The sequence below is a fragment of the Microcoleus sp. Pol8_D6 genome (genome assembly GCF_036700965.1).
Lineage (GTDB): Bacteria > Cyanobacteriota > Cyanobacteriia > Cyanobacteriales > Microcoleaceae > Microcoleus.
Map to the genome: position 1 here is coordinate 51,092 of NZ_JAUBPW010000004.1, position 26,485 is coordinate 77,576.

18 protein-coding genes and 2 pseudogenes are annotated in these 26,485 nt (G+C 44.2%); 17 read left to right on the plus strand and 3 right to left on the minus strand.

What is annotated here, in order from left to right:
- Positions 1 to 150: 150 nt before the first annotated feature.
- From QUA10_RS02875 to QUA10_RS02895, 5 genes are all read left to right on the plus strand, one after another.
- Entirely contained in the window at positions 151 to 963 is an 813-nt protein-coding gene (locus QUA10_RS02875) for a hypothetical protein (protein ID WP_333080956.1), read from the plus strand.
- Positions 964 to 1,220: 257 nt separating this feature from the next.
- Entirely contained in the window at positions 1,221 to 1,589 is a 369-nt protein-coding gene (locus tag QUA10_RS02880; protein WP_333080957.1) for a hypothetical protein, read from the plus strand.
- Complete coding sequence (locus QUA10_RS02885) at positions 1,549 to 1,908, plus strand: element excision factor XisH family protein (RefSeq protein ID WP_333081044.1); 360 nt, start codon at positions 1,549 to 1,551, stop codon at positions 1,906 to 1,908. Before QUA10_RS02880 ends, QUA10_RS02885 begins: the two co-directional genes overlap by 41 nt.
- A complete protein-coding gene (locus tag QUA10_RS02890; protein WP_333080958.1) occupies positions 1,896 to 2,216 on the plus strand; it encodes an element excision factor XisI family protein in 321 nt (106 codons plus the stop codon). The genes QUA10_RS02885 and QUA10_RS02890 overlap by 13 nt, the downstream gene beginning before the upstream one ends.
- A 40-nt stretch (positions 2,217 to 2,256) precedes the next feature.
- Entirely contained in the window at positions 2,257 to 2,385 is a 129-nt protein-coding gene (locus tag QUA10_RS02895) for a hypothetical protein (RefSeq protein WP_333086164.1), read from the plus strand.
- A gap of 37 nt (positions 2,386 to 2,422) precedes the next feature.
- Here QUA10_RS02895 and QUA10_RS02900 read toward each other — a convergent pair whose 3' ends face one another.
- Positions 2,423 to 2,917: a GAF domain-containing protein gene (locus QUA10_RS02900; protein WP_333080960.1), complete on the minus strand. Its 495-nt coding sequence runs from the start codon at positions 2,915 to 2,917 to the stop codon at positions 2,423 to 2,425.
- A 139-nt stretch (positions 2,918 to 3,056) separates the two neighbouring features.
- Between QUA10_RS02900 and QUA10_RS02905 the strand changes: the two genes are divergently transcribed.
- The 6 genes and pseudogenes from QUA10_RS02905 (at position 3,057) to QUA10_RS02930 (ending at position 13,321) form a co-directional block, all read left to right on the plus strand.
- A complete protein-coding gene (locus tag QUA10_RS02905) occupies positions 3,057 to 3,293 on the plus strand; it encodes a hypothetical protein (RefSeq protein ID WP_333080961.1) in 237 nt (78 codons plus the stop codon).
- 111 nt (positions 3,294 to 3,404) lie between these two features.
- Positions 3,405 to 3,620 (plus strand): annotated as a pseudogene (locus QUA10_RS02910) (alpha/beta fold hydrolase); the annotation flags it as partial.
- 965 nt (positions 3,621 to 4,585) lie between these two features.
- Positions 4,586 to 5,812 (plus strand): acyltransferase family protein, encoded by a 1,227-nt coding sequence (locus QUA10_RS02915; protein WP_333080962.1) that lies wholly within the window; start codon positions 4,586 to 4,588, stop codon positions 5,810 to 5,812.
- A 24-nt stretch (positions 5,813 to 5,836) separates the two neighbouring features.
- Positions 5,837 to 7,279, plus strand: a complete 1,443-nt coding sequence (locus QUA10_RS02920) for a hypothetical protein (RefSeq protein WP_333080963.1) — start codon at positions 5,837 to 5,839, stop codon at positions 7,277 to 7,279.
- 295 nt (positions 7,280 to 7,574) lie between these two features.
- Positions 7,575 to 7,829: a hypothetical protein gene (locus QUA10_RS02925; RefSeq protein WP_333080964.1), complete on the plus strand. Its 255-nt coding sequence runs from the start codon at positions 7,575 to 7,577 to the stop codon at positions 7,827 to 7,829.
- Positions 7,829 to 13,321, plus strand: a complete 5,493-nt coding sequence (locus tag QUA10_RS02930; RefSeq protein ID WP_333080965.1) for a response regulator — start codon at positions 7,829 to 7,831, stop codon at positions 13,319 to 13,321. The genes QUA10_RS02925 and QUA10_RS02930 overlap by 1 nt, the downstream gene beginning before the upstream one ends.
- 78 nt (positions 13,322 to 13,399) lie before the next feature.
- Here QUA10_RS02930 and QUA10_RS02935 read toward each other — a convergent pair whose 3' ends face one another.
- Positions 13,400 to 14,107 carry an ABC transporter ATP-binding protein gene (locus tag QUA10_RS02935; protein ID WP_006631855.1) on the minus strand — a complete coding sequence of 236 codons (708 nt, stop codon included), beginning with the start codon at positions 14,105 to 14,107 and terminating at the stop codon, positions 13,400 to 13,402.
- Positions 14,108 to 14,431: 324 nt separating this feature from the next.
- On the opposite strand from QUA10_RS02935, the gene QUA10_RS02940 reads away from it, so the two are divergent.
- Complete coding sequence (locus tag QUA10_RS02940; RefSeq protein WP_333080966.1) at positions 14,432 to 15,268, plus strand: PEP-CTERM sorting domain-containing protein; 837 nt, start codon at positions 14,432 to 14,434, stop codon at positions 15,266 to 15,268.
- Between the two features lie 237 nt (positions 15,269 to 15,505).
- Here QUA10_RS02940 and QUA10_RS02945 read toward each other — a convergent pair whose 3' ends face one another.
- The gene (locus QUA10_RS02945) at positions 15,506 to 16,285 is read right to left on the minus strand and encodes an ABC transporter ATP-binding protein (protein WP_333080967.1); all 780 of its coding nucleotides are present in this window, start codon (positions 16,283 to 16,285) and stop codon (positions 15,506 to 15,508) included.
- A gap of 296 nt (positions 16,286 to 16,581) precedes the next feature.
- Between QUA10_RS02945 and dpdE the strand changes: the two genes are divergently transcribed.
- The 5 genes and pseudogenes from dpdE (at position 16,582) to dpdH (ending at position 26,478) form a co-directional block, all read left to right on the plus strand.
- Entirely contained in the window at positions 16,582 to 19,950 is a 3,369-nt protein-coding gene (dpdE, locus tag QUA10_RS02950) for a protein DpdE (RefSeq protein WP_333080968.1), read from the plus strand.
- Positions 19,950 to 20,315: a hypothetical protein gene (locus QUA10_RS02955; protein WP_333080969.1), complete on the plus strand. Its 366-nt coding sequence runs from the start codon at positions 19,950 to 19,952 to the stop codon at positions 20,313 to 20,315. The genes dpdE and QUA10_RS02955 overlap by 1 nt, the downstream gene beginning before the upstream one ends.
- A gap of 15 nt (positions 20,316 to 20,330) precedes the next feature.
- Positions 20,331 to 22,496, plus strand: a pseudogene (gene dpdF, locus QUA10_RS02960) (protein DpdF); the annotation flags it as partial.
- Positions 22,493 to 23,380, plus strand: a complete 888-nt coding sequence (gene dpdG / locus QUA10_RS02965; protein WP_333080970.1) for a protein DpdG — start codon at positions 22,493 to 22,495, stop codon at positions 23,378 to 23,380. The pseudogene dpdF and the gene dpdG, both read left to right, overlap by 4 nt.
- Complete coding sequence (gene dpdH, locus QUA10_RS02970; RefSeq protein ID WP_333080971.1) at positions 23,377 to 26,478, plus strand: protein DpdH; 3,102 nt, start codon at positions 23,377 to 23,379, stop codon at positions 26,476 to 26,478. Before dpdG ends, dpdH begins: the two co-directional genes overlap by 4 nt.
- Positions 26,479 to 26,485: the final 7 nt, after the last annotated feature.

A 26,485-nucleotide genomic window follows, 5' to 3' on the forward strand; every position in this document is an offset into this window, starting at 1 on the left:
ATAAGGTGCGTCAGATATTTAAACCTTCAATAATCGTTTAAGAAACTCCCCTGACGCACCCTACAATTAAAATACGTCGTATAATTGATAGAATATAGGTGCGAATCCTTCGCCCTTCCGGATATATTTACAAAATTGGGATAATCGTTCATGAATCGGAAATACTATTCTAATCGTACTGGCAAAAATCCTGATGCGAGTCGCTACGAGCTACCCATGTTCGTTCAACTTTTCAAAGCTTTTTATCTTGATTTCCGAAATAAAGATTATTTTCAGCAAAACTTGGGTTATCAAGGTGCTGATATAGAAGCACAAATGTTTCTCGCCATCAGGAAATCTGACTTATGGCCAATTGAGGAAAAATGTAAGAATTATTCAGAGGATGACTTGTTTGATGTCATCGAGTTTCTTTACGATAATGTTTCTGAGCCGATTTATCGAGACGATGAATGGAGTAATCATGGAGATTCTTATGACACCTTCGATAGGGATACTGGTAAGCAAGAATTTAGAGATAGGATTAATCAGCTCTTGTGTGACTATAGAGAGGGATATGAACTCTCCGAAAAGGGTGAAATTCTAGAATTTCCCGAGCAAGGATTGAAGGAGTTAGTTCTTGCAGAACTGCCTCCTTACGATCTTGAAAATGTTGAGCAGCGAGTTGAATCCGCAATTCTTAAATTTAGACGTTCTCGCTCATCTCTAGATGAAAAGTTTGATGCAGTTCGAAACTTATTTGATGTTCTTGAGTGGCTGCGCGATCAAATTAAGGAAGTAAAATTAAGCGAAGCCGAGAGCGCTTTATTTAATATAGCTAATAACTATTCAATACGACACCACAAGGATGGCCAAAAGCAGGATTATGACAAAGCCATTTGGTATAATTGGATGTTCTATTACTCTCTGGCAACGATACACGCTTGTTTAAAGCTAATTAAAAAGGATGAAAGCCAGTCACCATAAGCGCTAGGGGTAACAGTTTATGGCAGCGGACGAGCAAAAACCACTGCTGATGAATTCGAGGTTATTTCTCGCCGCTGCATTTTACGGCTGATTGTCTCAATCCGTTATGACATCGGAAGCTGAATCAAGAGTTAGGAATTCCCGCTGAGATTCTCATCCAGCCCTATCAGTCAATACAAACCCCCGCTTAACAATAGAACACCATTCCAGCAACAGCACAGTAAACTGAGAGCAATTCCATTAACCCCAATTTACCTATGCCACGCTGGTTCAATACCGCAGGCCCCTGCCAAGCAGACATTCATTACGTGCTACCCCCAATGCTGCGCTTACCGGGCTTAGAAAGGTTAATTGATCAACGCAGCTATTTCGTCATTCATGCACCCCGACAAGTCGGTAAAACCACCGCCATGCTAGCTTTAGCCAAACCACTCACCGACAGCGGACAATACACCGCCGTCATGGTTTCGGTGGAAGTCGGTGCACCCTTAAGTTCCGATGTAAATCCTTGGGTAAAATCTAAAAATGGCAAAGAACCTCTTCCACAACACGGTCAAAATCGCCCTACAAAAAGATGGCTGAAAGATTACCCACGATCCCTACCAGTTACGTTATGGTGTTGCTGATGTCTACATCGATCTTCTTGCAGCCGAAGAAGCGATCGCCGCTGAAAAAGAAGGACGTAAAATAGCTGTAGAAGTCAAAAGTTTCGCAGGTGGCTCCACCATTTCTGAATTCCACACCGCCCTCGGTCAATTCCTAAACTATCGCATTGCCATCGAAGTCTCTAGCGAACCAGAACGGGTCCTGTATCTGGCAGTGCCCACCGATACCTACCAAATGTTTCTCAGATTTGAACCCGCAAAAACTGTCATCGAACGTTATGAAATTAGACTAATTATTTACCATCCAACTCGTGAGGCGATCGACCAATGGATAGACTAAACGAATACCGCAAAATTGTTTGTGACTTTCTCGAAGACTTTTCTAAAAATGACGCAAATGCTCAGCTAATATTCGATTTCGCCCGCGATAGATACCTTGTTATGCACAACGAATGGCGCGACGAATATCGCATCTATGGGTGTGCCATGCAGCTCGATATCATCGAAAATCAAATCTGGATTCAACACAACAGTACCGAAATCTACATCGATCGAGAACTGATTCAACGCGGTGTGTTTTCTCAAGATATCATTTTTGGGTTTCGCTCCCCCAGTATCCGAAAAATCCTTGCCGCCAACTCTTGCTAGAGAGAAAGGTTTGGAATAGTTAGATGGATATCTGGCTCGATTGGGAGAGGATTCTGGTTGGTTGGTAATATTCGATCGCCTAGAGAATGCACCCGAACTCGAAGAACGGTTGAACACTGAGATTCATCCTACTCCAATGGGGGGATCGATTACAGGAATTCGAGCGTGAAATCCTGGTATATTATGTACTAATAATAGAGGCGATATTAACTATCTTGAATTGTGGGAGACATTGCCATATTTTGTGCTTGTTGCTGCATGAATTCAATGTCCGATCGCGACCAAGTGCGGGGCCCGCTACACTGATGAGCAATTAACAGCCCCCACAGTCCTTTGTTCGTTAAAATTGGCACGACTAAATTGGCGCGAACTTTCAGGCTACGCAGAAAATCTCGGTGGCATGGGTTAATTGGTTCTACTTCAATATCTGCAATTGCTTTAACTCTGCCGGCTTCGTACAAAGCAGCGTAGTCGCCGTTAAAACAATCATCTGGCCCTGTTGAACCCAAGATTGAGAGTTCGATCGCACTCAACATCTCGTAAGTCACTCGACCTTGCCACTGTCTGTAAAAATAGTACAGTACGGCGCGATCGCTCTGCAAAACTTCTCGAATGTCGTAGAGGGATTTTTCAACTAATACATCGCGCTTTAGACGATCTGTCAAGCGGTTAACAATGTTTTGCAGCCGATCGCCCGACATAGTATTAACTCCTTTAATTCCTAGTACACTCGCCAGATATTAATTATTGAACTGGCACTTACACAAAAGCTCAAATTGTTGCGCTTCGGGATTTTAGCGCGCTCAAAAATGAGTAATTTTTGGCTTAACAGTTGTCTGGATGCCAGCAACATTATACTATTATTTTGACAGAGATAGCAATCTTTTTGGGAAACGGGCGATCGCGTCGGGCACCGCAAGCTATGGCTTTTTTTGCGCGAAGAACCACCGATGGGACGCCTGTTCCACAAATGAAGAGAAAAGGAAGAGTTTACAAGTGCTGGGAGAATTGCTAGATATGCCTAAAGTTGGTTCCTCTGAAAGAGAGGAATTGCTCAGCTATAGCAATCCTCAATGAGTCGTAAAGGTTTGACCCCACCCCAACCCTCCCCTTATCAAGGGGAGGGAGTAAGAACTTTACAAATGATTTAGGATTGCTCTATCTTGATAGCTAGAGGAAGCATCAAATATGTCTGTGCTAGAAGCTGCTTGGAAACACGAATTTATCCCTACAAACGGCATTAAACTGCACTATGTCACTCAAGGTTCGGGGCCGCTGATGCTGATGCTGCACGGATTTCCTGAATTTTGGTATTCTTGGCGACATCAAATCCCAGAATTTGCATCAGATTATAAAGTCGTCGCTGTAGATCTCAGGGGTTACAACGACAGCGACAAACCTCGTCCTACTTGCTGCAAAAGTTCTTGTATTTCTTTTGAACTCATTTCATCAATGTCTAACATTTTTATGCTCCTTTAAGACTTATTATAGAGAAATCCATCGATGTTTTAGGTTGCTTCACGAGGAGGGCTTTTGGTCTAATTATTGCGTTTTTGATGCGCCTGTTTTGTGGCTATAAACAAGTAGATAATTTCCGTAAACATAACCTGGGTTAGTCACAAATATCATCTACCTTGAGACCGAGATATTTTTTGTTGGAAAACTTGTAGGATTTTGAAAATAAACCCTCGGCAATTGCTGAGGGTTTATTGTTTTTGTTAAATGGCGATCGTCTAATTAATTAATAAAAGCGTTTTTTCCTAACGGGACTTAAACAAATTTTCAGCCTTGATCAAGCCCAAACTCGCTTTATCTGCAGCTTGGGCGTCCATGTTTTCTTGTTACCAGTGAACAAAAGGCGATCGTCCCTTGGAATGCTCTGACACCAGATATCATCCGTGCTCAAAAAACATTGCCGCATAACCGCAGCGCGCAATTTAAGGATGGTTCACGCTGCGGTTATGCGGCAAATGCGATCGGCTTGATGCTGATGACCCGCCCTGTCTGGCGTGACTGCCGATCCTGGTCTATAACTCTCTTCAACGCCTGAAATCTCGTAGTTTGTGGGTGCACACTGCCCTCATAGCGTATTGGTGCGATCGACCGGCTTTACCTCATCCTACCGGCTGGCGATCGGCAATAAACCTAGTTTATGCTTAATCACCTGTTAAAAGAATCAGATTTAACGATCGCAGCCTTCGATATTTCAAGGGTTTGAGGGTCTTCTTCAGCACCTTGACAGGGCTGGCGCTTATAACATAGAGTAGAATTTTTGCAGCATCCTAAGAGCGATCGAGTACGGCCTAGGCTTGACATTGTAAATGTTTTGACTGTTGCTATAAGTTTGAGTTAAACTGATATTTTTATTTATGAAGTATCATCGATTTCAAGAATTAGATATGATGAGAGGCTTTGCTGCCTGCTGGGTAGTGGGGGTTCATTTTTGGTTGTTCAATTTCTTGCCTCCTTTTTTTGGATATAGCCACTTTTTCGAGTATGCAAACGTAGTAGGTCCAGCCTCGACGATTGCTAAGTTTTTTCCCCTACCCTTTAATAGTGTAGGCAATATAGTTTTTGATTTGGTGAATATATTTTTCTTGCTTGGATATCAGGGAGTTCATATTTTTTTCATTCTCAGTGGTTTTGGACTGGCTTATTCAAGAATTTTAAAACCTGATGAAAACTGGATAAATTTTATGAGGAAAAAATTTTTCCGGCTCTACCCTACCTACTGGATACTTTTAGCTGTATCTTTGATAATTCCTCGGTTAAGAGCGGATTTATTTTATGGCTATTTTGATTGGTGGTCATTTTGGAGAAGTTGGATAATTCTCGATAAAGCAATACCATTTTCTTGGTTTATGTTTCCACTAATTCAATTTTATTTGTGTTTCTTTTTTATATTGAAGTTTTTACAAACATTTTCTATTCGACAGTTTCTTTTAACTTCTTTTTTCATTAAAGTAACCTATACATTTTTAGTTTTACTGTTAGGATTTAACCTGTTTGAACCAATATTGGGGGACATGATTTATCCCGGCTATTTAGCTATTTCAAGGTTATTTGAGTTTTGTTTAGGAATGGCAATGGCGAAAGTTTATGCAAGTAATCCTACTTTATTAATTAATTATCTAACCAAGCCAGTCACAATAACCCTAGCAATAATTTTTGAAATATTGGGGATTATGGGTTCCTTCACATTTTCAAATCAAATAAAATTTTTTGGCGTGATTTTACCTGTTGGACTGTCTTTTTATGATGCTTTCATTGGATTTGGCATATTTGTAATTGTTTTTAATTTTTGTAGAAATTTAATAAATTTGTCTGATTTGACAACGAGATTTTTAACATGGATTTCTAATATTTCCTATGAACTATATTTGACGCAATTTATAGGGTTAATTGTTATACCTAAATATTTTACTGTGGTTGTTCGAGGTGAACCTTCACTTTTGACTGCTACCCGTGCTATTTTACTTTATGTATTAATTATTGAAATTGGTATAGTTAATGCTTTTTTATTACAACAGCTAACAAACTCGATCGCCCGTCGAGCTAGATTAGCGATGGGTGTCTTTACCTCGGGCAGAAAATAACCTAAATTAGTAGTTAATAATCACGTGTTATCAAAAACTAGAATTCTGAATTTGTTTCTAGGCCTTTTAATTGCCCTTAGCCTAGAGTTGTTCATCGGAACGACAACTTTTGCTCAAAACATCGAAACAATTAAAATTTCCGGTACTGCTGCGGGTGTCAGCACTCGCTACATCGGTGCAGTCGAGGGCAATATCAATTTCGACATCAAAGATTTGCAAGATTTGGGAATTAATACCTACCGCATTTACGGCGGGATGTCCCGGTGGGAATCTGAAGACGACGACGGTAAATACGGTTGGCCATCTATTGACGAAATTAAGACAAATCCAAATATAATTAATTGGGCGCATTGGGATCAGATTATGACTAATCCGCCCGAGGGTAGCGATTATTGGTGGTCGGGACAACCCGGTACTGTTTGGCAAGGCAATGCCAGGACTATTTTTAATAGTCTTAAACAAGCAAATATTCGCCCGGTGGTGAGTATTCGGAATGTAGATAATGGCTGGAAGCCGAGTTGGGCGCTGCAACTGAATCCGCCGCGCACAGGAGAAGATTGGAACGAGTGGTGGGAACACGTTTTTGGTACGGTTTATTGGCTGAATGTTCGCAATGATTACCGCGTTGATGATTGGGAAATTCACAACGAACCGGACAATCGCGATCAGGGTTGGGGCGGGACTAGGGCTGACTATTTTGAATTGGTTAAGGTGGCAAAAGATGCGATCGACTTTGTTTATAAAACTTATTTGCCCGATCGCACTTATCGCATCCATGGCCCGAAAACCGTAGGCGGCAGCAATTGGCCGGCTAGTGCTTTGCAGGAAATACCGAATTATTTCGATACAGTCAATGTCCACAACTACGATGCAGATATTTCTAACTACACCCGCAAAGTCCGCGGCTGGATGAACGGTACTGTCCGCGCTAACTCGCAGCTTTGGGTAGGAGAATGGGGAACTTACGAAATTAGCTACGGCGATTTATCTTTAGCTTTAAATTTGATTAAGAATTTGATTCGAGGTTCCCAACCAGGGGATAATTATATTGACGGCAGTCACATATTCTGTTTGTACGACTGGGGAAAGCAGGGACTGGCGGAAGGTTTGCTAGGAGACGGGGGAAAACGGCGCGCGGGCTACTATGCTTTGCGGATGGGAATTAGGGCTTTGCAGGGCGGGAAAGCTACCTTTTTTCCTATCACTAACAGTTCGGATTTAATGGCAGTTGCAACTCTTGATGCTAGCAAGAATGTTTACTTGCTGGTTGTCAATGACAGAGCAACATCTTACACTGTTAATGCTGATATTTCGGAGCTGATAAAAACTGGTAATGGCACGGTGCGAGAGTTCAGTTCTCAAACAATGGATGAGGTTGTTGGTAGCTTAAGGCTGAGGGGCGGAAATGCGAGTTTTGCACTGGCGGGGAACAGCGCTATTCTCATCAAGTTCGATCGCCAGAAGTGAAGCTTAAATCCTCTGGGCCATAATTGGGATAAGATAGAATTAGTTATGCTCAGAATTATTTATTTTCTGCCTGTTTGGCCCTGGAACCCTGGAACCCTCGAACCCTCGAACCCCTAATTGCACAGTTGCCATACCTAAGTCGTCCTGTTGTGATTCCCCTCCTGTCGCTGGTAAATTGGTAGGGTGCAGGTATCTTGCCTCAAACAGAATGCGAGCGAGAGTTCCGTTGAGGGGCAGAAAGTAGGGTGCAGTCCAGACAATCGCAGAAATTCTTGCTCGTAAACCCGCAGCAGTTATGCTAAGCGAGGAATTGCCCGCCAGCCTTCAAGTCCGCCCTCTGGCAGATAGCATTGGTTCTGAAAGTCAGAAGCCGTCAATTATCAGGATATGGCACGGAATTAATTTTAAATGCCAAGATGCTGGAAGTATGGGTGAGTTGAATCGTACAGAAACTTTGAGCGCGCTTGGAAATCTCGCGGGTAAAGCCTCTCAATCAACCTGCTGCTCGCGATCGGCTTTTTCCAACAAATATCACTTTTATGCCCCCTGATGTTTATTCCCTCCCTCAGTCAGGTCATCAACCGCAATCCCCTCACCGTCACCCCTGAGACGCCCGTAGAAAAGGCGATCGAGCTGATGAGTAGCACAGGAGCCAGTTACGTCCTCGTGGTAGAACCGCGCGGGCATTCTCAACTCGGAAATTCCACCAACGGGACTTCCCCACAATCGCGGGAACAGTCGGGTTTCTACAACGGCATACGGCCTGCGATACACGCAGGAGGCAACGGGCTGCGTCTCAACGGCTCAAAAGCTCCCTATCCGAGCAGCCAGACAGTGCTGGGGATTTTTACAACGCGAGATATCGTACAGCTAAATTCCATCGGCGCTGCTTTGAGGGGATTTGCGATCGAGCAAATCATGATCAGAACCGTAACTGTAGCCCGAGAATCGGAAATTCCCGACTTTTTTGCCTTAGCAAATCTGCTGGAGAAAAATCAGATCAGCCATCTGCCCGTCGTCAGCGAGGCTGAAGAACTTGTCGGTTTAATTAGCTCTCAAAGCTTGGTGCAAATGTTGCAGGGAATTGGGGAATCGACACCAAAAGCAACTAGCAGCACTTCGCCACCTGCGGCTTTCGCCTTCCCTCCGCCGCTGCCAATTGTGCATCAGAAATTAGAGCTGCCCGCAAGTTTAATTAAACTTTATCAAATCCCTCAAATCGCAGCCTCACGAATTATTCACGCTCCTGCTAGTTCTTCGGTTCGCTATTTGGCGCAACTGATGTTTAGACACAATGTTAGTTATGTATTAATCACTGAAACCCCCGATCAACACTCGACTGGTGCGGCTCACAATTCCAAATTTACAAATCCCAACATTCACAAACTGGTTGGGGTGGTAAGTTCGCGGGATATTGTGCAGTTGCAGGCGCTGGGAAGAGATTCTAACAAAATTAAAGCGGGAGCAATTTGCAGCAGTTCGCCGCCGCTGGTGCGATCGCACTCTACCCTCGAAGCAGCCGTCGCGCTGCTGCAAAAACACTACTGCCAGTTGCCTTTATTAGTCATCAACGAAACAAATCACCCGATCGGGATTATTAATCCTAAAACTATCATTTTACAAGCGCTGGATTCAAAATCTCTGCATTCTGGCTTAATTGCTTTGCAGCGCCAGCTAGAATCTAGCAACGCTCAATACAAAAAACTCTCAGCAGAAATACAGCGGACAGCAGCAAATAGCCACGAGATAGCTGAAATTTCTCACCACACTTTCGTAGAGCGGCCAAATCTCCCCCCTGCAGTCAACAATCAGGGGATTTGGGACTGGAATCTCGAAACAGATGAGTTTTTTTATTCGGCGCGGTGGCAAGAAATGCTGGGCTACCAAGAAGGGGAAATCTCGAATCGCCGATCAGAATGGTGGAGTCGCATCCACAGAGATGATATTGACTCGGTAAAGGCAGCTTTAGAAGAACACTTCGCCCAAAAGACACCGGATTTTGCAGCAGAATATCGGATGTACTGTAAAGACGGCAGCACTGTCTGGGTGCTGAACCGGGGTCAAGTTTTACGTAGCGCTACTGGCAAACCGCTGCGGGTAGTAGGAACTCATACAGATATTACTCTAAACAAGGAGTTTGAAGTCACAAACCGCGAGCAGGACCGAGAACAATTCCATCTATTTGACTCTTTGAAAGCAACAGTAATTTTCCACATAGATGCGGCGGGGGTTTGGAAATTTCTCAACCGCGCTTGGACGGAAATTACGAATTTTCCGGTTTCCGAAAGTTTACAAACTAATTTTTTAGACTGGGTGCATCCAGATGAGCGCGAGCAATGTGCAAATTTATTGGAGTCTTTGCTGTCGGGGAAGTCGGAATTTGAACGGCGAGAACTACGATTTAAGTCCAAATCGTTGGCTGGGAAAAACTCCTTGGGAATTCACAGTGATTCCGGCTTTGTTTCCGTTGAAATATTTGCCCAAGTCCGGCGGAGTTCCCAAGGCGAAATAGCTGGAATTTTTGGGACTTTGCACGATGTCTGCAACCGCCTCGAAGGAGTTGAGGAACTGCGGGAAAGTGAGCGGGCAATTCGATCGCTCTACGAGGTAATGGTGAGTTCGGAAGGCTCTTTTGACGATCGAACGATCCGGTTGCTGGCAATGGGTTGCAGTCAGTTTGGGATGGATATCGGGCTGTTGGGCAGGGTTTTGGGCGATCGCTACGAAGTGATTGCGGCTTATGTACCGGAAGATTTTCCCTTTGGATTTGCTAAAGGAGACGGTTTTGCTTTGAGCAGAACCTTTGAGCGAGAGGTTTTGCGATCGAGCGAACCTATTTCTGTGGAATCAGCCGGCACTACTCAGTGGCGCAACCACCCCGCTTACAGCGTCCGCAAGTTGGAGGCTTTTGTGGGGACGAGGGTAATAGTGCAAGGGCGGATTTTTGGCACTTTGAGCTTTACTTCCCGCACCACTAAATCTCCTTTTAAACCGCTGAATTTTGAAATTTTAAAGTTGATGGGCAATTACATCGGCGCAGAAATTGCCCGCGAAGAGCGAGAGCGAACTTTGCAACGTCAGTACCAGCGCGTTTTACTACTCAAACAAATTACTCAAAAAGTGCGATCGACCTTAGACACTCAAGAAATTTTCCAAACTACCGCCACCCAAATCGGCCGCGTATTTGGTGTCAATCGCTGTACAATTCATACCTATCTTTCCGAACCTTATCCCCACCTTCCTTGCGTTGCCGAATACTTGGAACCCGGTCACGAATCGGCTTTAGATTTAGAACTTTCTGTCACTTATAACCCGTACACCGAAAAACTCCTCGCTGAGGATATAGCCCTAGCATCTCCCGATGTGTTTGCCGATCCTTTGCTGGAATCTTCGGGGCCGATGTGTCGCCGCATCGGATTAAAATCTATGTTGGCTGTTCGCACTTCCTATCAAGGAGAACCGAATGGAATTATTACTTTGCACCAGTGCGATGCAACTCGCCAGTGGAATCCCGACGAAATTGAACTTTTAGAAGATGTGGCCGCGCAAGTTGGAATTACCTTAGCTCAAGCACAACTTTTAGAAACCGAAGTTCAGCGACAGCGACAGTTAGCAGAGCAAAATGAAGCTTTGGATCAAGCGCGACAAGCGGCGGAAGTTGCTAATAGAGCTAAGAGCGAATTTTTAGCGACTATGAGTCACGAAATCCGCACTCCGATGAATGCGGTCATCGGGATGACGGGCTTGCTTCTGGATATGGAACTAACTCCTGAACAGCGAGATTTTGTGGAGACAATTCGTACCAGCGGCGATGCTTTGCTGACTATTATTAACGATATTCTAGACTTTTCCAAAATTGAATCTGGAAAATTGGATTTGGAACGCAGCCCCTTCGAGCTGCAAAACTGTATAGAAGAATCTCTGGAATTACTGGCTCCGAGAGCCTCAGAAAAAGGTTTAGAGCTGGCTTACTTTATTGATGATTCTGTTCCGAAAAACATTTTAGGAGATGTCACGAGACTGCGCCAAATTTTGGTAAATCTGCTGGGCAATGCAGTTAAGTTTACAGAATCTGGAGAAATTGTGGTGTGCTGTACGGCTAGGCAAATTGAACAGGTAGCTGCTAATAGTTCACCAGATAAAATTAATATTCTAGCGCCACAACCGCTATTAATTAACCAGGGAGAGTTGGCACGTAGCAAACAATACGAGATTCAATTTGCTGTCCAAGATACGGGAATTGGCATTCCGCCAGACCGGATGGATCGCCTCTTTAAAGCTTTTTCGCAGGTGGATGCTTCGACAACGCGACATTACGGCGGGACGGGTTTGGGACTGGCTATCAGCCAGCGTTTGAGCGATATGATGGGCGGTACAATGTGGGTGGTCAGCCAGGTTGATCCGCGAAGTTCTAAGTCTCAACCGGGAGTTTCTGCGATCGGACAAAGTATCGCTGGAATGTCGCCTGCAGAATTTACTCCGCCGTCGATATCGGGTTCGGGTTCGATTTTTTATTTCACGGTGACTGCTGAAGCGAATGACATCCGGGCTGAGGAAAAAAGGCCCGAATTTGCCGCTGGTAAGCACTTGTTAATTGTTGAGCATCATGCCATTAATCGGCAAGTTTTGATCCGGCAGGCAGAGTCTTGGGGAATGATACCCGTGGCTGTAACTTCGGGTGCTGAGGCTTTGGAAATCATCAAAGGAAACTCGCCGCTCGATTTAGCTATTTTGGCGATGAATCTACCAGATATGGACGGTGTGGCTTTGGCTGTGGAGATTCGGAAATTTGAGCTGAGCAATTTGTCTGGCGGCGACGGTCTAAATCCGAATGTCATCGTTAAAAACACTCGCAAAATAGCACTACCTTTGGTGCTGTTTACTTATTTAAGTAAGGCGGAAGTTTGGAAAAAACTTGAAACTACAGAAGTACATTTTTCTGCTTTTTTAACTAAGCCTTTAAAACAGTCCCAGTTTTATAATGTGTTGCTGCAAGTTTTTGGATATGTTACTGGCAGAAGCGGCAGGGGAGAAGTTTCAAATGTGGTGACTGTGACTTCGGGATTGAAGTATTTTGAAAATTCTCAAGAACAGCACCGCGTGCAGCGGACGCCTGCTGTTTTGAGGCAGGTTGCGGCGAATTCTGCCGGACAAGATGCAACTAATTCTAGTCAGATTCGGATTTTGCTGGCTGAGGACAATGTGGTGAATCAAAAAGTCGCTACGCATTTACTCGACAGGATAGGATATCGGGCTGATATTGCCGCTAATGGGTTGGAGGTTTTGGAGGCCCTGAAGCGGCAATCTTACGATGTTGTGCTGATGGATGTGCAGATGCCGAACATGGATGGGTTGGAAGCGACGCGCCGCATTTGTCAGGAATGGCCTGCTAACAAGAAGCCGAGAATTATTGCGATGACTGCTAATGCGATGCAGGGCGATCGCGAAAAGTGTCTGGAAGCAGGTATGGACGATTATATTACTAAGCCGGTGCGCCGGGAAGAGTTGGCGATCGCCTTGAGCAAGTGTTCACCTCTGATTCGGGATGAATTGGATACGGTAACAGAGGAAAACAATCAAGATATTTCTGATCAAGTTGACAGTGATGCTGCGGCATCTTCGAGCGTTCAACCGGGAGCCGATTCGCCGATTGATTTTCATATTTTGCAAAATCTTCGCGAACTAGACGATGATGAAGACCCAGATTTTTTGGGGGAGCTGATTAAGATATATTTGGTAGACGCGCCGCAACATTTAGAAACTATTAAGGAGGCTATTTTTCTGGGCGATGCTGATAGTTTGAAGCTGGCTTCTCACACGCTGAAGTCGAGCAGCGCCAATTTAGGAGCGGTGTCTTTTTCTGCTGTTTGCAAGGAGTTGGAGTATATGGGCCGCGTGGCGGTTGAGTCTGGAGGGGAACAGGTTTTTGATGTGAGTACGGCGCGCGATCGCCTGTTGGAAGCCCAAGCGGAGTGGGAAAAGGTGCGGGCAGCTTTTGAGACGGAATTGGAAACGGGGAAGTTGCGATCGCAAATAGGGTAATGGCTAATTGGTAATTGGTAATTGCCAATGGGGAATTGCCGTTACCCCTTACCGATTACCGATTATCAGAATAGCTATTTAACTTTCACCTAAGTATGCTTTGCGAACAGTTTCATTTGACTGCAAATCGCTAGCAGTACCAGCGACTACTACCTGACCGGTTTGGATGACATAGCCGCGGTGGGCTACACTTAAAGCCATGCGGGCGTTTTGTTCCACCAGTAAAATAGTTGTTCCTTCAGCATTAATATCGCGGACGATCGCAAAAATTTGACTGACTAACATCGGTGCTAATCCCATACTCGGCTCGTCCAATAATAACAAGCGGGGGCGCGACATCAAAGCCCGGGCGATCGCCAACATTTGCTGTTCCCCGCCGCTGAGAGTTCCCCCTTTTTGACTAATTCTTTCTCGCAAACGAGGAAATAAATTTAATGCTTTTTCCATATCGGACTTGATACCGAGAGTATCGTTGCGGAGATAAGCACCCATTTCTAGGTTTTCTTGCACCGTCATTCGCGGAAAAATTAGCCTCCCTTCGGGACTTTGAGAAATCCCCAAACGGACGATCGCCTCTGTAGATAGTGCTTCTAAAGGCTTTCCCTCAAATAATACAGTGCCCTGGCGCGGGCGCAGCAGTCCTTGAATCGTGCGGAGAGTGGTCGTTTTCCCCGCCCCGTTGCTGCCGATTAATGTCACAACTTCTCCCTGCGACACTGTTAGCGATACTCCTTTGAGAGCGTGGATATTTCCGTAGTAGGTGTGAATGTCTTTAATTTCCAACATAATTACTCTTTCTGCTTTGTGCTTTATTATATTATCCAGACTAATTATAAATTTTTATTGCATTTATTTAAAATTAACTTTTTTTATAGTAATCAGTAATTTTACTTAGGTCAACACCCGCCCTAGCTTCCATACAATGTATTTTTAGTAGCGGTGGCGACCAACTTTACAGAATTTTTACTTAAACACTAGAATTCTTGACAGTAGCTTTACAAAAAACTCTAAGTAAGTAGGTAGTATTAATACGTAAGCGAAATCAACCGCTACAAGTTACCAATAATAGCACTTAAAATTTTTCAATTTTCAAATTTAAGGAGATTTACCATGAAATTCAATCACATTAGTGGATCGATCGCCTTTTTATTAGCAACTCCTTTAGTAACCAGTTTGACTGTAGGCATTGCCCCTAGTAGTGCTGCAATAATCGCAGGTTCTGCAGCAGCAGTAACCATTGACAACTTTAGTCACATACCGACTGACACAGGTACAGTTACTAACACTTACGCTCAGACAATAGCTAACACCGATTCAGTTATTAGCAAAGCGAACGCTGATGCAGTTTTTATATCTAACTGTCACCAATTGCTGGCCGCAAATCTCTCGCAAAGTGGAGTCATAGGCAGCGGGAATAACTATTCCGGTTTAGCCCAAAGTCAAGCAGCAGTTATCGGCGAGTTCTTCATTGATTCCGAAGAAACTTTTTCCTTCAATTTTCAGACATTTTTAGCTCTTTTAACATCAGTTGACAACCCCCAATCCGAACGCGCCAAGGCGAATGGCAGTATATCTTTCTGGGTAATTAACACTGTTACTAACATTTTGTTAGACTCTTTTCAATTTGCCAGCAGTTTAGACTCTTCTGAGGGAATTTATTTGAGTGGGTTCGCCAGCCCAAGCTTTAAGCCAACAAACATTAACTTTAATTTTCTGGCTCAAGGAAGTGCAGCAACAAGCCTCCTTTATACTTCGGGAGTGTATTCCCGGACATTCAACAGCGCTACTAACTTAACATTGGTAGAAGTTAAAAACAATATCGCCAAGGCAGAAGCAGAAGCCGTTCCCGAACCGAGTACAGTATTAGGTACTGCAATCTTTTTAGGATTGTTTTTCAGGCAGAGAAAACACCAGAAAAAAATGTCGGAAGTCAAATCAAAAGTTTAGGAAAAACCCCGAATGTTAATCCGTAGGGTGTGCGAGGCGCACATCCTATCGTTTCCGTTGAATTGCTCGTTATAAAATACTGTCGCCGTGGGCGGGTTGATAAATATTATCTGTTTGAATGACAGATTGTTTGTGAAACCCGCCCCTACTTTTATTGGGTTAATTAGCTGAACATTATATCGCTTCTTCCGAGGATAACACTGCCCACCTCACTTATCTGTCGGCACACAATACCCATTATCCATGTCCATCTTCTTCTTTTCCCAAATATGCCTCAATTACGCGAGGATCGGCGCGAACTTCGGCCGGAGTTCCCTCAGCAATTTTAGTACCGTACTCCATAACACTCACGCGATCGCTAATTCCCATCACCACCTTCATATCATGTTCAATCAGCAAAATACTCAACTTCAACTCATCGCGAATCCGATAAATAAAGCGAGTTAAATCAGCCGTTTCGTTCGGGTTCATCCCGGCAGTCGGTTCGTCCAAAAGCAACACTTTCGGATCGGAAGCCAAGGCCCTCGCAATTTCCAATCTCCGCTGGTCGCCGTAGGAAAGGTTTTTGGCCAACTCCGGCGCTTTAGAAGCACCTAAACCGACAAAATCCAGCATAGTTAGCGCTTTTGTTTTAGCTTCCCGCTCCTCAATCATCGCAGCCGGAGGGCGGAGAATTGCACCCAACAAACCTGTTTTTAATCGGCAGTGTCTACCTACTAAAACATTATCCAGCACAGTCATGTTGTTAAACAAGCGGATATTTTGAAAAGTTCTAGCAATTCCGAAAGTTGTGAGGCGATCCGGCGGTAAACCCGTGATATTTTTATTTTCAAGTACCAACTGTCCGCCACTCGGTTTATAGATCCCCGTCAGCATATTAAAAAAAGTAGTTTTGCCCGCACCGTTGGGGCCGATCAAACTGGCGATCGCTCCTTTTTCTAATGTTAAACTAACCTGGTTGACGGCAGTCAAACCACCGAATCGCATTGTAAGTTGCTGTGCTTGTAATAATGACATTTTGGTTCTGTTTTCTAAGATTAGTTAAGTTGTTATAGATCGGATTCTATATAATAATACCAAATCCGGTCGGTTAAAGTGCGTCAGTTTGGCTGTGATGGGATGCTGGTTACGACACCGAAAGATTTGGGCATCGGAATGCATTATAGAAAGTCTTTGGCTCAGCTTCATGACTGCATTTCGGTTTAAGGTTTCCCCTTGAGTGTAAGGACAAAAAGGGTGGAAAATTAAATTAGATTGCTAGTTTTTCATGGGGATGGGCTACTCTAGTAAGGGGTAGTGTAGAGGCCGAAACTATGATGAAGCTTGGTTTGCTGGTGCGATCGCGAAGCGTCTCCGCAGAAAAATCGCCAAACAACGACTTAGGAATCGGAAAAGTTACCGCTCTATCCTACTCTACAGCAACAGTTGAATACTTCTGCTCAATTGGGCAACGCCTTGAAAAAACCTTACCCTTAACTTCGCTTTATAGAGTTCAACTCCCGCCTCAGACACGATGCTACATCCAGCCCGAAAGCCAGGATACATGGATAATTGGCAGAATTTTTGACTGGGATCAAGACAAAGGTCAGTATCGAATCGATCTACCCGATAAAAAGATAGCATTAGTTGCTGAACAGGAAATTTACGTTCGTTGCAACCTACCCATCGATGACCCCATCGAAACTCTAGCGATGAAAGGTCAAGAAACGCCCTACTTTCACGATCGACGTTTAGCTTTTGTCCAGTGTCTCATCCAACAACGCGCTGTCAGTCGCGGGATGACAGGGCTGATTTCTGCCAATATTGACCTTTATCCTCATCAAGTTGAAGTTGTCCGCCGCGTACTCGAAGACCCCATTCAACGTTACCTCTTAGCTGATGAAGTTGGACTGGGAAAGACGATCGAAGCAGGTGCTATTCTTCGCCAGTATCTCCTCGATCGACCGCAGGGACGTGGAGTGGTGCTTGTACCGCAATACCTGCGGGAACAGTGGCTTCAAGAATTAGAAAATAAATTCTATCTCTCTGACTTGGACAATCGTGTCCAGGTACTTGCAGTAGAGGATGTCGATCGGGTCAGCCCGAATGCGGATTTAGGCTTTTTAATTTTAGATGAAGCGCATCACATCGCAGCAATGGCTACCTCTTTCGATGCGGTACAGCGCCGGCGTTTTGAAACTTGCAAACACCTCGCTCACAAAAGCGATCGCCTACTTCTATTATCTGCAACTCCAGTTCTCAATCACGAGCAAGATTTCCTGGCGATGCTGCACTTACTCGATCCGATCACCTACCAACTTAACGATTTGGAAGGTTTTCGTGCGAGGGTACAAAACCGCCAACAAATTGGTCGAGTTTTACTTTCATTTAAGGAGGGAGCAAATCCTTTTGTTCTTAAAACTAACCTCAATCAACTGCGAAATCTTTTTGCGGAAGATCCGTATCTGCTAAACCTCGCAGATGAGTTGCAAAATTGCTTGCAAACTAAAGAAACACCTGCGGCGCTTCGAGATCGAATTGTGCGATCGATTCGCACCCACATCAGCGACACCTATCGGTTACACCGTCGAATGCTCCGCAACCGTCGCGCTGCGGTGGAAGATGTAATTTTTGCCCGAAATGTCACACCAAAAGTAGAGTATGACTTAGATGAGCGATCGCCCCAACTTCACGAACTCATCGACGAATGGCGCACAATTGCCCCCAAAGAACAACAATATCAGCACATTTTCCTGCTTTTATTCCGTGCTGCTGGTACTTGGCTGGGAATCTTACAACAGATAGTTGCCGTCCGTTTAAGTTGTATCTCCCATCCTGACATCATTCAGGATTTTGGGATTGATAGCGCCAGAATTTTGACGGAAACCCCTAAATTTTCAGGAGAAGCAGAAATTCTGCAATCTTTGCAGCGAATTATTCAAGAACCTTCGCAAGAAGGCGATCGCATCAAATTACTCAAGATAGTTCTACTTTATCATCTGTCAGAATGTTTGAAACTTCAATCTTATCGCAGCAACCTTGATAGATTGCTGGAACAGGTGCAGCAGCGAATTCGCCGCCCGATACCAGGAGATACCCTACCAAAAGTTATCATTTTCACCAGTTTTATTCAAACTGGTGCTGAGATTGTCCGGTGCTTATCAGGTACTTTCGGTAGCGGAACTGTAGCTAGCCATCAATTAGGGATGAAACGCTCTGATGTTGAAAAAAACCTCGATAGCTTTAAAAATGACCCCAATTGTTTTATCCTAGTGTGCGATTTCTCTGGTGAAGAAGGCCGCAACTTCCAATTTGTGAATTGGATGATTAATTTCGATATTCCCTGGTCGCCAAATCGTTTAGAACAAAGGATTGGCAGGATCGATCGCATTGGTCGCCCTTTAAATGTTCAATTTACAGTATTCGCAGGCTCAGACTTAGAGGATAGCCCTCACAGTGCTTGGTATGAATTATTAAAAGATGGTTTCGGCATTTTTAATCAATCAATTGCCAGCCTTCAGTTTTATGTAGATGAAAAACTGCCGGAACTAGAAACAGTGCTGTTTCAATCTGGTACTAGCGGACTCTTAGAAAAAATCGAGTCAATCCGGGAAGGAATCGCTGGGGAACAAGTGAAAATTAGCGAACAAAATGCTTTAGATGAAATTGATGCTCAGGATGAAAATGCTACCCAATATTTTCAAGCTTTAGATGATTGTGACGCTCGGCATCAGGAAATCCAACGAGCAACTGAAGACTGGATTTGTCAAGCGCTACGATTCAAGGCAATTGACGATCTGAATTTAGCAAAAGTGCAGCATTATCAACATACTGCGCGCACTTTAATTCCCATTCACGATCTAAGAACTCACTTTGCTGATTGTGGAAAACTATCTGGTACTTATAACCGGAGAATATCAACTCAACATCCCGGTGTCAATCTCTACCGTATTGGGGAAGGATTTGTGGAAGCGCTAGCATCTTACATTCATTGGGATGACCGAGGTCAAGCCTTTGCGATGTGGCGGTGCGATCGATCTTGGGATGCTGGAGAAGGGATGGAATGGTTCGGTTTTCGCTTTAATTATGTAGTCGAGGCTGATTTGGAATTAGCCCAGCAAGTTTTAACAGATTTTGAGGTGGATCGAAGTAGATTTCTATCTGTTAAACGGCGCGCTGATGCGTTATTTCCTCCGATCGTAGAGACAATTTTTATTGATACTCGCTACGAACCAATGAGCGTTGTTAAAGATGAAGCTGTTTTGAAGATTCTGCAAGGTTCGTACAAGGATAAAAGTTCTCATCCATACCGAGATTATAATTTAGCAAAAAGTCGATTATCAGTTCTCAATGAGTTTGTTGATGAGAGTAAGTGGCCTGATTTGTGCAGTCAGGCGCGTGAGAGTTCGGAAATACTGTTGCGCGATCGCACTTTTTTCATCTCGCTCTGCCAACAGCGCGCCCGAATCGCCGACCAGAAACTAGGAAATAGACTAGACCAACTGCGGCTGCGCCTCAACCGAATGCCTGAAAGCGAACAAACTTCGCATTCTTTACTAGCAAAAGAAGTCAACATAGAAACTGCGTTAAGTCAAGCTATTTTAGAAGGAATTCGCCATCCGCGAATCAAGCTTGATTCTGTAGGATTCATTGTAGTTTCTGGGCGACCTCCGGTTGAATCTCAGGAAGGGGGAAATGAGTGATGGCTGATTCTTTTCAAGAACTCAGAGAAATTCTCCAAACAGATAAGAGTCCTGCCGATACAAGTCAGTTTTCAGAAGTCTGTTACAGGCGCTTGCTGGAAACTTTGGATGCTGCGGGAACTTCTTATGCGCCGGGAATGGGAGATATTGTGGCTCTGATCCGTCAGGTTCTACGGCGGGAATACGAGCAAAAGGGTGGGCTACCCCCAACTTTGAAAGTACCTCGGACTTCTCTTTTTCCCGATCGCAAAATGTGGCAACAAAGCGGTATCGATATTTTGAGCGAAGGTGCGGATTACTATCTGATTAGCGCTCATCCTTGGCAGCCTGATTGGCTAGATTTTTTCGCACAATATCCGCCATAAAAACCCGTATTTGATGAGAAAAAACGCCGCAATTGCGAGCCAGTAGAGGGAGATCCGTTTCTGGAATTGGTGGATAGGAAAAATTACCGGAGTGTGGGACAGCGCGAGGCAATTCGTGCTGTTTTAACTGCTCCTGACAATTCGACACTAGCGATTAATCTGCCTACTGGATCGGGGAAAAGTCTTTGCGCTCAACTGCCGGCGCTGGTGCGATCGCAAAGTGCTGGTGTTAGTGTCATTGTTGTGCCGACTACAGCACTAGCTATTGACCAAGAACGAGCTTTGAAACCTTTTATCGACCATCCCACTGCCTATTATGGCGATGAGTCTTGGGAAGGACAAGAGAGACGGCAGGAAATTCGAGATCGCATTCGCAACTGCACCCAGCGAATCGTTTTCACCTCACCCGAAAGCTTGATGAATTCTCTCGCACCTGCTCTTTACGAAGCCGCCAAATCAGAAATGCTGCGGTATTTCGTAATAGATGAAGCGCATATCGTCGAACAGTGGGGCGATGAATTCCGTCCCGCTTTTCAAGAACTCCCAGGTTTGCGAAGAGATTTGCTGCGCTGGACTTCTTTTACAACTTTATTGCTGACTGCGACCTTAACAGAATCCTGTTTAGATACCCTGGAAAATTTATTTGGGAAACCCGGCCCTTTTCAAGTGATATCTGCCGTACAATTGCGACCGGAACCGTCTTATTGGTTTGCTTGGTGTCAAAGTGAAGAAGTCAGGAAACAGCGATTAATTGAAGCGGTTTATCATCTTCCCCGCCCTCTGATTGTTTACGCCACAAAACGCGAAGATGTCAGGCGATGGAAACAGGATTTATTGTCTGCTGGATTCCAACGGTGTGCCATTATGACGGGGGAATCGAGTTCGCTAGAACGCTCTCAACTGATTCAAAACTTGCGCGAGAGACGAGTTGATATAGTTGTTGCTACTTCTGCTTTTGGATTGGGTGTGGATCAGTCAGATATTCGGGCAGTAATTCATGCTTGCATTCCCGAAACGATCGATCGTTTCTATCAAGAAGTGGGTCGAGGTGGTCGAGACGGCAAGGCAACAATCTCGCTCACCTTACACACCAATGAAGACTTAGAGATTGCCAAATCGCTTAATGACAAATCTGCCATTACGATCGATCGGGGTTTTCAGCGGTGGAAAAGTATGTTTTTGAGGAAAGAAATTCTTCCCGATGGGCGGTTTCGCGTTCCCGTCAATATTCCTCCATCCTTACAACCAGGAGACATTGACATGAACAGCCAACAGAATCAGGCTTGGAATATCCGCACTTTAACGCTGATGAGTCGATCGGGTTTAATCGATATTGATGCCGAGGAACCGCCGCGAAGAAGAAATTTTAAATCCGAAGCAGCTTATAACGAAGCTTGGGAACTGCACAGAGAGTCCCGGTTCATCCGCATCCGAGATGAATCGCATCTGAATCGTCAAACTTGGGAACATAAAGTAGAGCCAATTCGCCAGCAGCGCCAAAACTGGAGCTATAAAAACCTCCAATTAATGCGCGAGGTTTTGCTGCCGAAACGCTGTATTTCCGAAATCTTTGCTGAAGCTTACACTATTCCCGCCCGTGTAGTGCCAGAACCGAGAAAACTGGTCAGAGTTTCTCCCGCTTGCGGTGGATGTCCTGTTTGCAGAAAAAACAGGGAACCAGAGTTTTCGGGAATTATGCCCGCGCCATTACCTGTATGGCAAAAACCGAATTTTTTTGTAGGTGAAGAACTAAAACGATTGCTAGGAGGAAATAAATTAATGCTAGTTTTCTATGAGTCTCTTGAAGCTCAAAGCTGGAAACTCAAAAGCCCTAAACTTTTTAACTGGTTAATCGAGCAGGGAATTAATAATCTGGTGGTTTCTGATGAATTTCCGAGTATATTGATAGCAGAAACAAATCGGATAGCCGATGCTTGTATATTTTTGTTTCAAAAATACGAGCCTCTGCTGATGCCGCCCATTCCCACCCTGATCTTTCATCCGCCCGGAAAGGCTATCCCTCACAACTATCTGTCACTCAACAGAACTTCTCAAGCTCCGTTGATTATCGTGCTTCCTGTCGATACACCCGATCCGAGCCGCGATGACCGCAAGCTGATTGATATTTTTCCTAGTAAATTTTTTATGTTTGACCACTTTTGCAGGGAGGTTAATTTATGAGCGTCTTAAAAACTGCTTTGGCTACTCCTAGCAGAATGCGAGGAATATTTAGATATTTACTTGAAGCACCCAAACAGCGCGAAAATAAGGAAAAACTCACTCGGCTGCTTTCTCCACATGAATTGTCAGAAGGGAGAAACAAAAGTGCCGAACATCCGATGTTTGATGCTGCACTGCGAGAAAGCATAAAATGTCGCTTATTAATAGCAGACAATGATGATATTGCTATAAATTTTGAGCTTCCCGAAGCATCTCGACATCCTAAAATGGGTGATAAATTGTTACCCGATACGCTGGTACAGTTATTGTTTGCTTCTGATAACGAAGATGAAGAAGATTTAGGTCGGTTAATAGCATGGTATTTAGCACAGGATATTTATGATGCTCCCGGTACATGGCAAGAAGTAGAACAGCGCGTCGCAGAGCAGGGAGTTGCTGAGTCTTTAGATTTGAAAATATCCAGCAATAGTTTGTTTGGTCAAGTCGAGGACTGGATGTGTTATTTAGGGTTTGCTTGGGGTCATGCTTCAGATTCCAACAAAAAACTTGTTGTGGCTGAGCCAACTGCTTATCTCAGACGAAATTTAAATAATTTATTTCAAGGACAAGCAAAAGCTAAACTTTCAATCCGAGATTTTCTCGATCGCCTAGCTAAAAAATGTCCTCTGTTTGAAACGGGAAAATTTCGAGAACAGGTAGAAGAAAAACTTGGTTTTCGCTTACCCAATCACTTATCAACTAGCACGGCTTTTGCTTTATTTCGCCTTCAGGATGATGGTTTCATCAAGCTTGTAAAAGAGTCTGATGCGGATTTATTCATCTTTACCGGGGTAGGAAATGAAGAAGGATTTTCTCATATTATTTGGACGGAAGTAGAACTATGACATTTACAAAATTTGTTTGCTGGGATGTCGATCGCGTTCGCCGCGTAATGGGTGTGGAGGCTACCCAAACTCCAGATAGTATATTTGTGGCAACTCACCATCCGATCGCCATGTACCGCCAGGAACTTATCGATGCACCGTCGCGAGTTACCTACAGTGAGTCAGAATTTCTGAAAGACTTTCTCGCTGAAAAAGATTTCGCTTTCGTGCCAGTTTTAGGAAGTTCGGGGACGGGAAAATCTCACCTGATTCGCTGGCTGGCTGCGAATATTGCATCGAGCCCAAAGCGCCGAGTTTTGCTGATTCCCAAAATAGGAACGAATCTCAAAGATATTATCAGTTTAATATTAGAAGGGATGGCAGGAGCAACTTTTGATGAATACCGGCAGCGTTTAAATCGAGCCACTAGCAGCTTGACAGAAGCCCAAGCGCGGGAACAACTTCTGAATCAGCTTGCGGCTGCTGTTGGCCCAAACGGTCGGGGCGATCGCACTAAACTTTCTGATGTGGAAGATTACCTCGTCGGTGCTGTGGATTCTCTACTCTACGATCCATTTTTCCGAAAACACTGGCTAAAGGATGGGGGTATTATCCATCAATTAGTTATCCACATTCTCGGACAGCGAGATACAGTAGAAATTGTGGAAGAACGGCGGCATTTTTCGCTCGGTGACTTGCCTCTTAATGTTTTAAACTTGGGAAAAGCTGGCAAGCAAGCACAGGATTTTTATAGCTTCCTCATCGGCGATGAGGATACTCAAAAGGCAACTGTAGATTGGTTGAACCGGCATTTAGATGAAGCCATAGCTCAGGTTTTGAGTCTGGGGCGCGAAGATTTACAAAGATTAATGCGGGAAGTTCGCGAAACTTTAGCAGAACAAGAAATAGAGTTAGTTTTGCTGATTGAAGATTTTGCTAAATTGCAAGGCATCGATCGCGAAGTTTTAGAAGCAGTTTTAGCGCGACCTCAACAACCGGGACCCAAACCTTTGTGCGCGATCCGAACGGCGCTAGCTTGTACTACGGGCTATTTTGACAGTCTGAGGTTAGATACAGTAAAACAGCGGATTACTTTTAGCGTTAATCTTGACCTTGGCACAGTTGGCGAACAATCTTTAGTGAATTATGCAGATATCAAACAATTTGTGGGTCGATATCTCAACGCGGTGCGTTTGCAGGATAAAACAATTCAAAATTGGTGGGCTGACTCTCGCAATCGCGAAGGTTCGGATCGAGAATCTCTACCTAGTGCTTGCAATGAATGCGAACACAAACTAGCTTGTCATGCAGGTTTTGCAGAAGCCGAGGGTTTGGGTTTGTATCCTTTTACTTCAGAAGCCTTAGAACAAATGCTTTCTAGAGTCAATCCCGGCAATTTTAACCCTCGGATTTTGATTAAAGATGTTCTTAAGTGGACGCTAGAAAATTCTGCTGCTGATATCGAGGGCGGAGAGTTTCCTGCTATTGCTGTGCGAGAACACTTTGGCCAAATGCGGCTGAGTGCAATGGTTCAGGGAGATATTCAAGCGAAAGATCCAGAAAATAGCGATCGCCGCCAGATTCTCCTAGATTTGTGGACGGATAGTAACGATCTTTGTGATTTGCACCCAGAAGTTCACTCTGCGTTTGATATTCCCCCGCTGGGCGTGAAGCTTCAGCCTACAAAAAAATTATCCTCTGTTTCGGGTGCTAAAGAGTCTAGGTCTTCTGTTAGTAAGTATCAAGTTGAGTCACAATCTCAAACTAAAAAAAATCTGACAGCAGCCGGACAAGTTCCCGATAAGCTTACTAGACAAAAAGAAATTCTTGATAGGTGGAACAATCAAGAATTTCTCCCGCAAGATATCGCTGGGGACCTGCGCCCGTTGATTTACTCAGCTATCGGCGAGCGGATCGAATGGGACACGGAAATGCTACTTAAGGGGGTTTTTGCTAGTAGTGGGACGACATATTTTAAAAGCAGAAATATTACTTTTTTTAGTCCAAAAGTGACGAGGGAGACGATTTCTGGAGTTAAACTATCTCTTCCTCTGAATCCTGACGATGCAGATGAGTTTCGGGAAACGGCGATCGCCTTCCAAGGCATTTTACAATACAACCATTACAAGCATTGGAAGTTCCCCGATGGATCTCGCTACTTTCGCACCTACGCCAAACAACTGGAAAAATGGAGTCAATATGTTTTAGAGCAAATTCGCCTGTATCCCCGCGAGTCTGGGGAACCCTGGAGCCCTGTCCCTGCTGCTGTTGAGCTACTGGCGATCGCGGCCACAATGGCAGGACATTCTACCAATTCTACTGAAGATTCGATCAATGCTTTGTTTCTCAAACTAGATCCCAAAGATTTAGAAAATCGTTCAGCTAATTGGAAAAAGCTATTTGGTACTTTACAAAAACACCGCGAAGCTTTACTAGACATTGTTAGGAGTCGAACCGCTTGCACGAAAGGAAGCTCTACACAATTTCAAATGATTGATACTGTTCAAATTTTGGAACCTTTGAAGCAGGTTAGCAAATCTTGGCAGCCTCAATCTGAAATTCCGGCTGATGTTCGGGAGAAGTTCTCGGAAATCGATAAACCCCGTCAAGCGGTGGATGAAATGCTAGAAAAAGCGATTCAAGAGGAGTGCGATCGGCAACTTGCTGTTTATTATTCTTTAGTATCTGAACTAGGAGAAAATTTTAATAAAAAGGAGGTTTCTGATGTTGTAAAACAGGCAATGGATCGAGCCACAGAAGCAGGTGTATTTCGGGGAAGGAAGAGTTTCGATGACCTAACATCTGTCTTGAAACAGTTTAAGGCGATCGGACTTTCTAGCTATGTAGATACCATGAAACGCTTGCAAATTGAAAAAGATTGTCCAGACATTCAACGTGGGAAGCTGCTGAAGTATCTCAGCGAAAATTATCAAAAAGTAATGACAGAATCAGCCGATTTTATCAAGAGTACCAATAATTTTCTTGATGCTTCTCTAACGGAGGTAAAAAACCGGATTGAGGAGTTAGAAGCGTCAGGTGGTGCAACAGTAGAATCGAGCCATAAATGTATTGAAGATGGATTAGCAAAATTGCGGGATCTAATTAGTGAGATTAAATAAAGGATAA

What these genes read in the sequence shown, in the direction of transcription:
- QUA10_RS02875 (WP_333080956.1), top strand. Translation starts at nt 151, where the DNA reads ATGAATCGGAAATACTATTCTAATCGTACTGGCAAAAATCCTGATGCG.
- QUA10_RS02930 (WP_333080965.1), top strand. Translation starts at nt 7,829, where the DNA reads ATGTTTATTCCCTCCCTCAGTCAGGTCATCAACCGCAATCCCCTCACC.
- QUA10_RS02945 (WP_333080967.1), bottom strand. Translation starts at nt 16,285, where the DNA reads ATGTCATTATTACAAGCACAGCAACTTACAATGCGATTCGGTGGTTTG.
- QUA10_RS02955 (WP_333080969.1), top strand. Translation starts at nt 19,950, where the DNA reads ATGGCTGATTCTTTTCAAGAACTCAGAGAAATTCTCCAAACAGATAAG.
- dpdG (WP_333080970.1), top strand. Translation starts at nt 22,493, where the DNA reads ATGAGCGTCTTAAAAACTGCTTTGGCTACTCCTAGCAGAATGCGAGGA.
- dpdE (WP_333080968.1), top strand. Translation starts at nt 16,582, where the DNA reads ATGATGAAGCTTGGTTTGCTGGTGCGATCGCGAAGCGTCTCCGCAGAA.
- QUA10_RS02880 (WP_333080957.1), top strand. Translation starts at nt 1,221, where the DNA reads ATGCCACGCTGGTTCAATACCGCAGGCCCCTGCCAAGCAGACATTCAT.
- QUA10_RS02905 (WP_333080961.1), top strand. Translation starts at nt 3,057, where the DNA reads ATGCCAGCAACATTATACTATTATTTTGACAGAGATAGCAATCTTTTT.
- QUA10_RS02915 (WP_333080962.1), top strand. Translation starts at nt 4,586, where the DNA reads ATGAAGTATCATCGATTTCAAGAATTAGATATGATGAGAGGCTTTGCT.
- QUA10_RS02940 (WP_333080966.1), top strand. Translation starts at nt 14,432, where the DNA reads ATGAAATTCAATCACATTAGTGGATCGATCGCCTTTTTATTAGCAACT.
- QUA10_RS02925 (WP_333080964.1), top strand. Translation starts at nt 7,575, where the DNA reads ATGCTAAGCGAGGAATTGCCCGCCAGCCTTCAAGTCCGCCCTCTGGCA.
- QUA10_RS02890 (WP_333080958.1), top strand. Translation starts at nt 1,896, where the DNA reads ATGGATAGACTAAACGAATACCGCAAAATTGTTTGTGACTTTCTCGAA.
- dpdH (WP_333080971.1), top strand. Translation starts at nt 23,377, where the DNA reads ATGACATTTACAAAATTTGTTTGCTGGGATGTCGATCGCGTTCGCCGC.
- QUA10_RS02900 (WP_333080960.1), bottom strand. Translation starts at nt 2,917, where the DNA reads ATGTCGGGCGATCGGCTGCAAAACATTGTTAACCGCTTGACAGATCGT.
- QUA10_RS02935 (WP_006631855.1), bottom strand. Translation starts at nt 14,107, where the DNA reads ATGTTGGAAATTAAAGACATTCACACCTACTACGGAAATATCCACGCT.